The 13,482-nt window shown below is 54.5% G+C and carries 12 protein-coding genes and 1 riboswitch; of the genes, 9 read left to right on the forward strand and 3 right to left on the reverse strand.

What is annotated here, in order from left to right:
- Positions 1-122 precede the first annotated feature (122 nt).
- From tolC to FZF21_RS18600, 3 genes are all read left to right on the forward strand, one after another.
- Positions 123-1,601, forward strand: coding sequence for an outer membrane channel protein TolC (gene tolC / locus FZF21_RS18590; RefSeq protein WP_149121178.1), 1,479 nt, complete (start codon positions 123-125; stop codon positions 1,599-1,601).
- Positions 1,602-1,795: 194 nt separating this feature from the next.
- On the forward strand, positions 1,796-2,461 hold the full coding sequence (locus FZF21_RS18595) for a DUF1190 family protein (RefSeq protein ID WP_017384040.1): 666 nt from the start codon (positions 1,796-1,798) through the stop codon (positions 2,459-2,461).
- A 2-nt stretch (positions 2,462-2,463) separates the two neighbouring features.
- Complete coding sequence (locus FZF21_RS18600) at positions 2,464-3,624, forward strand: glutathionylspermidine synthase family protein (RefSeq protein WP_017384039.1); 1,161 nt, start codon at positions 2,464-2,466, stop codon at positions 3,622-3,624.
- 82 nt (positions 3,625-3,706) lie between these two features.
- Here FZF21_RS18600 and ygiD read toward each other — a convergent pair whose 3' ends face one another.
- On the reverse strand, positions 3,707-4,495 hold the full coding sequence (gene ygiD, locus FZF21_RS18605; RefSeq protein ID WP_047738243.1) for a 4,5-DOPA dioxygenase extradiol: 789 nt from the start codon (positions 4,493-4,495) through the stop codon (positions 3,707-3,709).
- 130 nt (positions 4,496-4,625) lie between these two features.
- Here ygiD and zupT point away from each other — a divergent pair, with 130 nt between their 5' ends.
- The 5 genes from zupT (at position 4,626) to FZF21_RS18630 (ending at position 10,562) form a co-directional block, all read left to right on the forward strand.
- Positions 4,626-5,399, forward strand: a complete 774-nt coding sequence (gene zupT, locus FZF21_RS18610; RefSeq protein ID WP_015571892.1) for a zinc transporter ZupT — start codon at positions 4,626-4,628, stop codon at positions 5,397-5,399.
- A 265-nt stretch (positions 5,400-5,664) separates the two neighbouring features.
- Complete coding sequence (locus tag FZF21_RS18615; RefSeq protein ID WP_047738241.1) at positions 5,665-6,225, forward strand: fimbrial protein; 561 nt, start codon at positions 5,665-5,667, stop codon at positions 6,223-6,225.
- 76 nt (positions 6,226-6,301) lie between these two features.
- On the forward strand, positions 6,302-8,746 hold the full coding sequence (locus FZF21_RS18620; RefSeq protein WP_063946004.1) for a fimbria/pilus outer membrane usher protein: 2,445 nt from the start codon (positions 6,302-6,304) through the stop codon (positions 8,744-8,746).
- Positions 8,747-8,755: 9 nt separating this feature from the next.
- On the forward strand, positions 8,756-9,517 hold the full coding sequence (locus FZF21_RS18625; RefSeq protein WP_063946005.1) for a molecular chaperone: 762 nt from the start codon (positions 8,756-8,758) through the stop codon (positions 9,515-9,517).
- Positions 9,501-10,562 (forward strand): hypothetical protein, encoded by a 1,062-nt coding sequence (locus tag FZF21_RS18630; protein WP_047062692.1) that lies wholly within the window; start codon positions 9,501-9,503, stop codon positions 10,560-10,562. Before FZF21_RS18625 ends, FZF21_RS18630 begins: the two co-directional genes overlap by 17 nt.
- Positions 10,563-10,606: 44 nt before the next feature.
- On the opposite strand, the gene ribB is transcribed toward FZF21_RS18630, so the two are convergent.
- Positions 10,607-11,260 (reverse strand): 3,4-dihydroxy-2-butanone-4-phosphate synthase, encoded by a 654-nt coding sequence (gene ribB, locus FZF21_RS18635; protein WP_015571897.1) that lies wholly within the window; start codon positions 11,258-11,260, stop codon positions 10,607-10,609.
- Between the two features lie 105 nt (positions 11,261-11,365).
- Positions 11,366-11,516: riboswitch (FMN riboswitch) on the reverse strand.
- Positions 11,517-11,636: 120 nt separating this feature from the next.
- Here ribB and ubiK point away from each other — a divergent pair.
- Positions 11,637-11,933: a ubiquinone biosynthesis accessory factor UbiK gene (ubiK, locus tag FZF21_RS18640; RefSeq protein ID WP_000566823.1), complete on the forward strand. Its 297-nt coding sequence runs from the start codon at positions 11,637-11,639 to the stop codon at positions 11,931-11,933.
- 115 nt (positions 11,934-12,048) lie between these two features.
- Here the strand turns inward: ubiK and hldE are convergent, their stop codons facing one another.
- Positions 12,049-13,479, reverse strand: coding sequence for a bifunctional D-glycero-beta-D-manno-heptose-7-phosphate kinase/D-glycero-beta-D-manno-heptose 1-phosphate adenylyltransferase HldE (gene hldE / locus FZF21_RS18645; protein ID WP_015571898.1), 1,431 nt, complete (start codon positions 13,477-13,479; stop codon positions 12,049-12,051).
- Positions 13,480-13,482: the final 3 nt, after the last annotated feature.

Genomic DNA, 13,482 nt, shown 5'->3' on the forward strand with positions numbered 1-13,482 from the left:
TTGGAGCAAATTACCGCCAGATGGCACGTTACGCCAACCTTTTGGTGTGGATGATTCTGTTAGAATCGGCAATTATTTTTAATTAGATCAGCGCTAATACTGCTTCACAACAAGGAATGCAAATGAAGAAATTGCTCCCCATCCTTATCGGCCTGAGCCTGACGGGCTTCAGTGCAATGAGCCAGGCAGAAAACCTGTTACAGGTCTACCAGCAGGCACGTCTGGGCAACCCTGATTTACGTAAATCAGCGGCCGATCGTGATGCTGCGTTTGAAAAGATTAACGAAGCACGTAGTCCACTGCTGCCGCAGTTAGGCTTAGGTGCAGATTATACCTACACTAACGGTTTTCGCGATAACAATGGCATCGATTCGAATGCCACCAGCGCCTCTTTACAGCTTACACAAACCCTGTTCGACATGTCCAAATGGCGGGAACTGAGCTTGCAGGAAAAGAGCGCCGGCATTCAGGATGTCACCTATCAAACCGATCAGCAGACGCTGATCCTGAATACCGCGACCGCCTATTTCCAGGTTCTGAGCGCGATTGACGCCCTCTCCTACACCGAAGCGCAGAAACAGGCGGTTTACCGTCAGTTAGATCAAACCACCCAGCGTTTTAACGTGGGCCTGGTCGCCATTACTGACGTGCAGAACGCCCGTTCACAGTACGATACCGTACTGGCTAACGAAGTGACCGCACGTAACAACCTCGACAACGCCCTGGAAGCACTGCGTCAGGTCACCGGTAACTACTATCCTGAGCTGGCCTCTCTGAACGTGGACAGTTTCAAAACGGACAAACCGCAGGCGGTTAACGCCCTGCTGAAAGAAGCGGAAAACCGCAACCTGACCTTGTTGCAGGCACGCCTGAGCCAGGATCTGGCGCGCGAACAGATCCGTCTTGCACAGGATGGTCACCTGCCAACTCTGAGCCTGAGCGCCTCTACCGGCGTATCGGACACCAGCTACAGCGGGTCTAAAACGACCTCTCAGGCCTATGACGACAGCAACGTTGGCCAGAACAAAGTGGGTCTCAGCTTCTCTCTGCCGCTGTACCAGGGCGGGATGGTTAACTCTCAGGTTAAACAGGCGCAGTACAACTTTGTGGGTGCCAGCGAGCAGCTGGAAAGCGCACACCGCAACGTGGTGCAGACCGTGCGTTCTTCCTACAACAACGTAAATGCCTCTATCAGCAGCATCAACGCCTATAAACAGGCCGTCGTCTCTGCCCAGAGCTCACTGGATGCGAACGAAGCGGGTTACTCCGTAGGTACGCGTACCATCGTGGACGTGTTAGACGCAACGACCACGCTGTATAACGCGAAACAGCAGCTCTCCAGCGCACGTTATCAGTATCTGATTAACCAGCTGAACATCAAGCAGGCGCTGGGTACGCTGAACGAGCAGGATCTGCAAATGCTGAACAGCACGCTAGGCAAACCGGTCCCTACGTCGCCTGACAGCGTCGCGCCGGAAAATCCACAGCAGGATGCCGCCGTTGATAATTTCACCCCTAACAGCAGCGCCCCGCTTGCGCAGCCAGCGGCAGCGCGTAGCACCGCAACTGCCAGCAGCGGTACGAATCCGTTCCGTCATTAAGCCTTGCCCGATGGCGCTGAGCTTATCGGGCCTACTTAACCGTAGGCCGGGTAAGCACAGCGCCACCCGGCGCAAAATCACACCTGAACGTAAGCCAACGTAAAGATCCCCCGCATTTCGCCCCTCTTCGCTTCATTTTCAACCACTCATCCTCTATCCTGAGCGTTATTACCACTGGGTCCTGGAAGACAAATATGAAACGGACAAAAACGATGAATCACGCGTCGTTCCGCAAAAGCTGGAACGCACGCCACCTGACACCTGTCGCGCTGGCGGTCACCGCCGTCTTTATGCTGGCAGGCTGTGAGCAAAACGACGAAACGGTTTCGCTGTATCAAAACGCCGACGACTGCGCGAGCGCAACCGGTAAAGCCGCTGAGTGTACGACGGCCTATAACAACGCCCTCAAAGAAGCGGAACGTACCGCGCCGAAATATGCCTCTCGCGAAGACTGTGTAGCCGAATTCGGTGAAGGCCAGTGCCAGCAGGCACCTGCTCAGGCGGGTATGGCACCGGAAAACCAGGCGCAGGCACAGTCCGGCGGCAGCTTCTGGATGCCGCTGATGGCGGGTTATATGATGGGCCGTTTGATGAGCGGCGGTGCGGGCTACCAGCAGCAGCCGCTGTTTAGCTCCAAAAACCCGAACAGCCCGGCCTACGGTAAATACACCGATGCCACCGGCAAGGGTTACGGTGCTGCAACGCCAGGCCGTACGATGACCGTACCGAAAACCGCAATGGCGCCGAAACCAGCCACCACCAGCACCATTACCCGTGGCGGCTTTGGTGAGTCTGTTGCCAAACAAACCACCATGCAGCGTAGTGCGACCGGCTCCTCAACTCGCTCAATGGGCGGCTGATCATGGAACGAGTCAGTATTGTTGAGCGCCCGGACTGGCGCGAAAAAGCCACCGAATACGGTTTCAACTTTCACACCATGTACGGCGAGCCGTACTGGTGTGAAGATGCTTACTATAAGCTCACGCTCGCTCAGGTCGAAAAGCTTGAAGAGGTAACCGCAGAGCTGCACCAGATGTGCCTGAAGGTAGTAGAAAAAGTCATCGACAGCGATGAGCTGATGACCAAATTCCGCATTCCGAAGCACACCTGGAGTTTTGTTCGTCAGTCCTGGAAAACGAACCAGCCTTCGCTCTACTCTCGCCTCGATCTGGCATGGGATGGCGTGGGTGAACCGAAGCTTTTAGAAAACAACGCGGATACACCAACCTCTCTGTACGAAGCCGCGTTCTTCCAGTGGATCTGGCTGGAAGATCAGGCGAATGCCGGAAACTTGCCCGAAGGCAGCGACCAGTTCAACAGCCTTCAGGAAAAGCTGATTGAGCGTTTCGTCGAACTGCGTGAACAGCACGGTTTCAACCTGTTGCACCTCGCCTGCTGCCGCGATACCGAAGAAGATCGCGGTACGGTTCAGTATTTGCAGGACTGCGCAGCCGAAGCGGAAGTGGCGACGGAATTCCTCTATATCGAAGATATCGGTTTAGGTGAAAAAGGTCAGTTTACGGACATGCAGGATCAGGTCATCAGCAACCTGTTCAAGCTCTATCCGTGGGAATACATGCTGCGGGAAATGTTCTCTACCAAACTGGAAGACGCCGGCGTGCGCTGGCTGGAACCGGCCTGGAAGAGCATTATCTCCAATAAAGCCCTGCTGCCGATGCTGTGGGAGATGTTCCCGAATCACCCGAACCTGCTGCCTGCTTACTTTGCTGAAGATGATTTCCCACCGATGGAGAAATACGTCGTTAAGCCAATCTTCTCCCGTGAAGGGGCAAACGTCTCGATTATCGAAAACGGTAAAACGCTGGAAGCGGTTGAAGGGCCGTACGGTGAAGAAGGGATGATCGTCCAGGCGTTTTATCAACTGCCGAAGTTTGGCGACAGCTATACGTTGATCGGCAGCTGGCTTATTAACGATCAGCCTGCCGGGATTGGCATTCGCGAAGATCGCGCGCTGATTACGCAGGATCTGTCGCGTTTCTACCCGCATATTTTCGTCGAGTAAGACTTGCCCGGTGGCGCTACGCTTACCGGGCCTACGCTCAATATGTAGGTCGGGTAAGGCGAAGCCGCCACCCGACATGTTTTTACCCCACCTGCACCGACAGCATACTCAAGCTCCCCATCTCAATACCGTCGACCGGGATTGTAATAACCTCCTGACCATCCCACGCGCCTAATACATACAGCAATGGCAAGAAGTGTTCCGGCGTCGGGTTAGAGAGCGAACCGCCGTCGTGATCCAGATAGTTCACCAAAGGGTGTCGTTCGGCCGGCCCTTGCCAGGTCAGGTTGTCTTTTACATAGTCATTAAAGGCTGTTGCCCAGGGGTACGGCGTATTTTCACCGTGCCAGCGTACCGTACGCAGATTGTGTACCACGTTGCCACTGGCAATCAGCATGATGCCCTCATCACGAAGCGAAGCCAGCTTACGCCCCATCTCCATGTGCCAGGCAGCCGGTTTGGTGCTGTCGATACTCAGTTGCACCATCGGGATATCGGCATCCGGATACATTTTGATCAACACCCCCCATGAGCCGTGGTCAAAGCCCCAGGCTTCTTTGTCCAGCGCAACCGGAACAGGGGCGAGCAGATCAACGAGCCGCTGCGCCAGCTCGGGGGAGCCCGGAGCAGGATAATGCGTGTCATACAGCGCCTGCGGAAAGCCGCCAAAATCATGAATCGTTTTTGGCGCTTCCATGGCCGTCACACCGGTACCCCGGGTAAACCAGTGCGCAGAGACCACCACAATTGCCTTCGGACGCGGTAACGACTCACCCAGCTGACGCCAGGCACGGGTATAGACGTTATCTTCCAGGACGTTCATTGGGCTGCCATGGCCTAAAAACAGTGCTGGCATACGAGAAGAAGACATGGTGATATCCTTAGAGAAGGTGTCAATGTGATGGGCCTACATTACGCGCATTCAGGTGAAGATGAACGCAGATAACCGTGAAGATCATCATCAGGAAATTTGAATGTCAGATATCGCTTAAGGAGAATGCATGTCAGTACCGTTGATTTTGACCTTACTCGCGGGCGCCGCAACCTTTATCGGTGCGTTCCTCGGGGTACTCGGGCAAAAACCCTCTAATCGCCTTCTGGCCTTCTCGCTGGGTTTCGCCGCCGGGATCATGCTGCTTATCTCGCTGATGGAGATGCTGCCCGCCGCGCTTCACACCGAAGGTATGTCGCCTGTTCTGGGCTATGGCATGTTTATCATTGGACTGCTGGGTTATTTTGCGCTCGACCGTATTCTTCCTCACGCGCACCCGCAGGATTTAATGCAAAAAAGCGTTACCCCCATCCCGGGCAATATCAAACGCACGGCCATTCTGCTGACGCTGGGTATCAGCCTGCATAACTTTCCGGAAGGTATCGCCACCTATGTCACGGCCAGCAGCAACCTGGAAATGGGTTTTGGTGTGGCGCTGGCCGTGGCTTTGCACAATATTCCTGAAGGACTTGCCGTTGCCGGGCCCGTTTATGCCGCCACGGGTTCAAAACGTACGGCGGTCTTTTGGGCGGGTATCTCCGGGATGGCTGAAATTCTCGGCGGCGTGCTGGCGTGGCTGATCCTCGGTAGTCTCGTCTCCCCGATTGTGATGGCTGCAATTATGGCTGCCGTGGCCGGGATTATGGTCGCGCTCTCTGTCGATGAGCTGATGCCGCTGGCGAAAGAGATCGATCCCAACAATAACCCCAGCTACGGCGTACTGTGTGGAATGTCAGTGATGGGGATGAGTCTGGTACTGCTGCAAACGGCCGGTATTGGCTAAGAATTTATGCCTCCGTTTTATACGGAGGCTATATATTATTCAAAAAAACAATCCTATATATTTCACCTATAATAACCTGAAAAATATAGACCTGTTAAAATCCCGAAAACCACGCCTCTTAAGATAGCCTGCAAATATTAATTAAAACCATCTAAAAATATATTTAAGTCATGTTAATCGCGTCTCCCCACCCCAATTCGTATACTTCGCGAGTATTCTGAAATTAATATTCACATTATGAATCACTCTGAAAAAGGATATTTTCATGTATATGGGTAAAAAACTACTGTTAGCGACGGCTATGGCAGTCATTGTATCGGGTTCTGCTTTTGCTGAAGATCAAGGCTCAGGAAAAATCAAATTCAAAGGTATTGTTATTGACGCACCGTGCAGTATCGCACCAGACAGCGTTGATAAAGAAGTCGATCTGGGTGAAGTGACCACGGCTGTTATCAACGCCAACAAAAAATCTACCCCGGTACCGGTCGATATCAATCTGGAAAACTGCCAGCTTGACGATCCGGCAGACGAGACCGACACGCCAATTACCAAAGTGGATGTGACCTTTACCAGCGCAGCGACAGACGCGGCGGATACCAGCCTGATGAGCAACACCTATGCAAGCGGTGCGCAGAACGTGGGGGTGCGTCTGCTGGATAACGCGGAGTCTGCTATCACGCTGGGAGAGGCCAACGAGGTTGAGTTGCTGGCGGGTTCAACCACCCAGACGCTGCATTTCAAAGCGGTTATGGAAGTCCCTACAGGTAAAACTGCGACGGCAGGCCAGGTTGAAGCCACGGCTAACTACGTCCTGATGTACAAATAATTCTGTTACGTCACGGCACCAGCCGACTGGTAATTCATACCGGTCGGCACTCTCTATTTACTCGAGTAACAGGATGATGACATACAAATTACAATGGATAATCATCATTGCGTCCCTGTTAATGACGAAAGTTGCCTCTGCCACCGAGTTTAATATAAACGCCATCGATAAAGATCAGCGCGGCAGCGTCGATTTATCACTGTTTAAAGATCAAATATCGGTTACGCCGGGAAGCTATTTCGTTACGGTTGCCGTCAATGATATTCCGCTGGCAAATGGTTGGCAGCTTCGCTGGCGAGAAATAAATAACGCCGTTCAGGTCTGTATTCCCCCCGAGCTGGTCGATACCTTTGCGTTGCAGGATGACGTTCGCCACGCTTTGCCTGAGAAAGAGGGATGCGTTGATTTCTCCGCCAGACCCGACATCCGATTTACTTTTGAGCAAGGCAGCCAGACCCTGAAAGTAACCATCCCCCAGGCGTGGCTGCAATACCGTGCGGTTGACTGGATGCCGCCATCCACCTGGGACATCGGCGTGCCGGGCGTACTGCTGGATTACAATCTTTTTGCCAGCCATTATCAGCCCAATAGCGGCAGCAACAATGACAACGCCAATACCTATGGCACCGCCGGTGCAAACATGGGCGCGTGGCGGCTACGCAGCGATTACCAGTACACGCAAAGCCATACTGACGCAGGCTCGGAGCATAATGGACGTTTTTCACGCGTGTATATGTTCCGCCCTCTGCCCTCGATCGGTGCGAAATTGACGTTGGGTGAAACGGATTTCCAGTCCGCAATTTTTGACGCCTTTACCTACACCGGCGCATCGCTAATCAGCGATGAACGTATGCTGCCATGGTCGCTGCGCGGCTATGCCCCGCAGATTACCGGGATAGCTCAAACCAACGCCACGGTAACCGTAAGCCTTGCCGATCGCGTGATTTACCAGAGTAAAGTGCCGCCAGGTCCTTTTGTTATTCAGGATCTTAACCAGTCGGTTCAGGGCACGCTGGACGTCAAAGTCACGGAAGAGGATGGACGCGTCAGCACCTTTCAGGTCTCGGCCGAATCCGTACCATTTTTAACGCGCAAGGGTCAGGTGCGCTACAAGCTCGCGGCGGGTAAAGCGCGCCAGGGCGCCTCCCATGACGTTGAAGATAACGCCTTCATGAGCGGCGAATTTTCCTGGGGCATGCTGTCGCACACCTCCCTGTATGGCGGTACGCTGGCCGATGGCGACCGCTATCGTTCCCTCGCTGCCGGGATCGGCCAGAATATGGCCTGGCTGGGGGCGCTCTCTTTTGACGTCACGCAGGCCACCAGCCAGCTGCCACACCAGCGCAGCCAGACGGGTTACAGCTATCGCATTAACTACAGCAAGCGTTTCGATACCACCGGCAGTCAGCTTACGCTCGCCAGCTACCGCTACTCAGATCCACAGTTTTTGAGCTACGCCCGCTACCTTGATTATGACGACGGTGACCGCCAGTCGGAAAAACAAACCCTGAGCGTGACGGCAAGCCAGTACATTTCGGCGTTATCCCTGAACCTGTACGTCAATATGCTGCGTCAGACATGGTGGAATGATTCACCCTCCACGACCGGCAGTATCACGGCGGGCTACAACTTTGATATGGGCCGCTGGAAGAACCTTGGCGTAACCCTGTCCTGGAGTAAAACGCATTACGATGAGAAAGACGAAAGTGACGATACTCAGTTCTATCTCTCGCTCAGCGTACCGCTCGATCCCGATCATCGACTTAACTATGACCTGCGTAACCGCGACACGCTGAGCCATAACGTGTCGTGGTACGACACGTCGGATCGCAATAACACCTGGGGCGTTTCCGCGGGCGCGGAGAGCGGGAAGCCAGACTCCGGGGCGCAGTTCAGCGGGAATTATCAGCATTATTCTGCGTACGGCGATCTTAATCTCTCCGGCAGCTATAAAGCTGACGAATATAACTCCCTCAGCGCAAGCTGGAGCGGTTCCTTCACCTCAACGGTGAAAGGCGCCGCGCTGCACCGGCGCAGCTACGGTAATGAACCCCGCGTAATGGTCAGCACCGACGGGGTAGGCAATATCCCGCTGAACATGTCGCGAGATGAGACCAACCGTTTTGGCATCGGCGTTTTACCGTCATTCTCCAGCTATTCCCCCTCCAGCGTGCAGATCAATATGAACAACCTTCCGGATGGCGTGGACGTGGACAACCGCGTCGTGACCTCAACCTGGACTGAGGGGGCCATTGGTTTTCGTCAGATTGCCACGCGTGCAGGTCGGGACGTGGCAGGTGTTCTGCGGATGTCATCAGGAACGCCACCGCTCGGGGCGATTGTTCGCCTGGAAGAAAGCGATTTGCAGGTTGGGATGGTGGCCGATGAAGGCCACGTCTGGCTGGGCGCCGTTGAGCCAGAACAGCAGTTTCGCGTGACATGGGGTGACAACCAACAGTGTCGCTTCTCGTTACCTTCTCACTTAGAAAACAGCATGCAGTTGATACTGCCGTGTCAGTAAGAAATCATCATGAAATTAACGCCGATTAAAAGCCTGTGCCTGATGCTAATCAGCACAGCATTTACCGCCCACGCGGCCATTAACCTGGACCGCACCCGCATTGTTTTTCCAGAAAGCGACAAAGCCAGCAGCCTGAAAGTGGACAACCAGAGCAAGGCGCTGCCTTATCTGGCGCTCTCCTGGATTGAAGATGAAAAGGGGCATAAAGAAGATGCGCACTTTATGGCGCTTCCCCCCATTCAACGTATCGAAGCAGGCGCCTCGTCGCAGGTAAGAATTGTTAAACAAGCCGCTACCCGCCAGCTGCCAAAAGACAGGGAATCGCTGTTTTATTTCAACCTGCGTGAAGTACCGCCAAAAAGCACCAGCGCCAGCGAGGAGCGCAGCGTGATGCAGGTTGCCATGCAGAGCCGAATTAAGCTGTTCTGGCGTCCGGAAGCGATTCGCAAAAAATCTGGCGAACTGACTGAAATGCGAATGGAAATTACCGCCAGCGCGAAAGGACTCACGATCCACAACCCTACGCCGTACTACATCACGCTGGCGTGGCTGAGCAAAAATGCCAAAACCATGCTGCCGGGTTTCGACAGTCTGATGATTGCGCCTTTCGCCACGGCAACCGCCTCTACCGGTGATTACCACGGTAGTTATTACAGTATCGGCTATATCGACGATTACGGCGCCCTAAAAAAAGTCGACGTGCAGTGCACCGGAACGGCGCAATGTAAACTTACCGAACGGAAAATCGATAAAGATGCGAAAGCTCGCTAGTTTGCTGGTTACCCTGCTGCTTTCAGCGCTGCCTTTGAAAGACGCGCTGGCGCTTAACTGCTATCTGGGTGGATCTGGCGGCCCCGTCGAGGAGACAAAAACGATCACCCCTTTTGCCATACCCAGCAACGCACAGGTTGGCCAAAAAATATGGGAGTCTGATGACATTAAAATTCCGGTGACGTGTGATAACAACGTCACGAGCAATTTTGAGCTGGAAGATGTCTTTGCATGGGTGAACCCTTATCCTGCCGCAACCGATCCCTATTATGAACTGGGCGTCACCTATGAAGGCATAGATTACGATGCCACGGGCCAGCCCAACGGCGTGGATACCCGCCAGTGCCTGGACAACGATAACATCACCATTTACACCGCGGATCAAATCCGCCAGATGGGTTGGGAGAATCGCATCTGCTCCGGCAATCCGGATGATATCCATATTTCACGCACGTTCGTCGCCCGATTACGACTTTTCGTGCGAATTAAGGCTATGCCGCCACATGGTTATATCAGTTCGCTCAGCGATTACATCGTTGTGCAGTTTGACGGTAAGGGTGGCGTTAATCAGATGGCCGACGCGAAGAACCTCAAGTATCACATCAACGGACTGCAAAACATTACGGTGCTTGATTGTGGAGCGACGTTTAGCATTTTCCCTGAAAATCAGGAGATCGACTTCGGCGCCTTCAGCGCGCGCGACATTGTGAATCAGCAGACGCGTATGCGCACGTTTTCAATACGAACCACCAAAGTGCAGGATGCCCAATGCTCGGACGGATTTAAGATGGACTCGTCGTTTTACACAACCGAAACGCTTAGCGCAGACGACACCGCGGTACTGATAGGGAATGGGTTAAAGCTGCGTATTCTTAACGGAACGGAGCCTTACACCTTCAACCAGTACAAGGAGTACGCCGATTTTACGGGCGATACGATGAATGTTGAGCAAAACTACACGGCTGAACTTTCACGGGAAGAAGGGAAAGCGATTCAGTCCGGGCCGTTTGAAACCGTGGTACTGTTCAAAATTAACTACCACTAGAAACAAAAAAGCCGGGTTTCCCCGGCTTTTTCACATCAGCATGTTCAGCTGGCTTTGCGCTCGTGCGCCCGGCGGTACTCAACCAGATCTTCAATCGTCACCACTGGCATATTGTGCAGTCGCGCAAAGGTGATGCACTCCGGCGCGCGCGCCATGGTGCCATCATCGTTGGTCAGTTCGCACAGCACGCCTGCGGGTTTGAAGCCAGCCAGCGTCACCAGATCGATGGTCGCTTCGGTATGACCACCACGGGTCAGCACGCCGCCCGGCTGCGCGCGCAGCGGGAAGACGTGACCAGGGCGGTGCAGATCGGATGGTTTCGCACCATCAGCAATCGCTGCACGCACGGTAGTCAGGCGGTCAGCCGCCGACACACCGGTGGTTACGCCATGCGCTGCTTCAATGGTCACGGTGAAGCCGGTACCAAAGGCGCTGGTGTTGTTTTCAACCATCATCGGCAGATCAAGCTGCTTGCGACGGTCTTCGGTGATGCACAGGCATACGATGCCGCTACCGTGACGGATGGTCAGCGCCATCTGCTCAACGGTCATGTTCTCGGCGGCAAAAATCATGTCGCCTTCGTTTTCACGGTTTTCATCGTCAAGCACCATCACACCGCGGCCTTCGCGCAGTGCATCCAGTGCATGTTCAACACGTTGAGTTGAAGTGCCAAAAGAGGAAAGTAGCGTCTGATTCATGGTAAAAAAACCTCATTAACTTTATGGTTACCAGAATCAGGGCAGTCTTAGGAGCGCCGTACTAGCGGCAAAAAAATAACGTGAGCGGGCCATGCCCGACTGGATCGTTACTCTCTCCCATCCGGACTCTAACCGTCGGCCCCGGAATTACACCGGATCTGCTGACCTTTGAGAATTCACCCAAAGCGCTCGCGGGCTTTCAGCGTTAAGCTGATTTACCGCCGGTGGGGAATTTCGCCCCGCCCTGAGAATAAGCGAGATAACTATAACGCTATTGATTACCCTGGGCAATGCATAAGCTTCAAACAATTTTGTTTAACCCACGGCATGACGCGCTACAATAGGCACTAACACCTTTTCATCAAGGGAAACGACAATGATTGACCCAAAGAAAATTGAGCAGATCGCGCGTCAGGTTCATGAGTCCATGCCGAAAGGTATTCGTGAGTTTGGTGATGACGTTGAGAAGAAAATCCGCCAGACGTTGCAGGCACAGTTGGTTCGCCTTGATTTAGTCAGCCGCGAAGAGTTTGATGTGCAGACTCAGGTGCTGCTGCGCACCCGCGAGAAACTGGCGCTGCTGGAACAGCGTCTGAGCGAGCTGGAGAGCCGCAATGCGCCGGAAGAAGTGAAGCCAGCGCCAGCTATTCCACCGGTGGATGACCAGGCATAAGTGCGGCCTGCTGTGCCCGGTGGCGGCTACGCCTTACCGGGCCTGGATGAACGCGTAGGTCGGGTAAGGCGCAGCCGCCATCCGACATAAAAAAACGGGCCTGTTGGCCCGTTTTTTACTGACTGTCTTTCTGGATCTTCTTAATGATGTTGGTGGTTGAACACCCGTCCTCAAAGTTGAGCACCATCACTTCACCACCATTTGCCCAGACCTCTTCGCTACCTGCGATTTGCTCTGGTTTGTAATCACCGCCCTTCACCAGCAGGTCAGGCAGGATCCCGGCAATCAGGCGCTGCGGGGTGTCTTCTTCAAATGAGACCACCCAGTCCACCGCTTCCAGCGCGCCGAGCACTATCATGCGCTGCTCCAGCGGGTTCACCGGACGCGTTTCACCCTTCAGACGTTTGGTTGAAGCATCGCTGTTGACCGCCACAATCAGGCGATCGCCCAGCTTGCGCGCATTCGCCAGATACGAGACATGACCCGCATGCAGGATGTCGAACACACCGTTAGTCATCACTACTTTTTCACCGCGTTTGCGCGCGGCAGCAACGGCCACTTTCAGCTCGTCTTCGGTCATGACGCCAAAGCCGGTATCCGCACGCCCACGCACCGCGTTTTCCAGCTCGATTGGCGAAACGGTGGAGGTCCCGAGTTTACCAACGACCACGCCCGCCGCGGCGTTCGCGAAGTAGCATGCTTCTTCCAGGGAGTTACCCGCCGCCAGCGTCGCCGCCAGCACGCCAATCACCGTATCACCGGCACCGGTCACGTCGTACACTTCCTGCGCCTGGGTTGGCATATGCAGCGGCGCCTTGCCCGGTTGCAGCAGCGTCATGCCCTGCTCGGAACGGGTCACCAGCAGCGCAGACAGCTCGAAATCAGCGATGATTTTCATGCCGCGCTCAACCAGCTCTTCTTCAGTTTTGCACTTGCCCGCCACCGCTTCGAATTCAGAGAGGTTTGGCGTCAGCAGGGTTGCGCCGCGATAGCGCTCAAAATCGGTGCCTTTCGGATCGATCAGCACCGGTACGCTGGCTTTACGCGCCAGCTGGATCATGGTCTGCACGCTCGCCAGCGCGCCTTTGGCATAATCAGACAGCACCAGCGCGCCGATATTGCCCAGCGCCTGGCTAATACGCTCGTGCAGCGGCTCAGGATCAACGCCTTCGAATCCTTCTTCGAAATCGAGGCGGATCAGCTGCTGGTTACGCGACAGGACGCGCAGCTTGGTGATGGTTGGGTGGGTCGGAACAGAAACGAAGTCGCACTTCACGTTCACGTCCGCCAGCGACTGACTCAGGGCGCGCGCCGCATCGTCAATGCCGGTCAGGCCCACCAGACGCGAATGCGCGCCCAGCGAGGCTATGTTCATCGCCACGTTTGCCGCGCCGCCTGGACGCTCTTCAATGGTGTCGACCTTAACTACCGGCACCGGCGCTTCCGGAGAGATACGGCTGGTCGGCCCATACCAGTAGCGATCCAGCATCACATCACCGACAACCATAACTCCAGCACGTTCAAACTCTGGCAGTGTTACTTTCATTCC

The organism is Enterobacter sp. LU1, from assembly GCF_008271405.2.
Classification (GTDB): Bacteria; Pseudomonadota; Gammaproteobacteria; order Enterobacterales; family Enterobacteriaceae; genus Enterobacter; species Enterobacter hormaechei_C.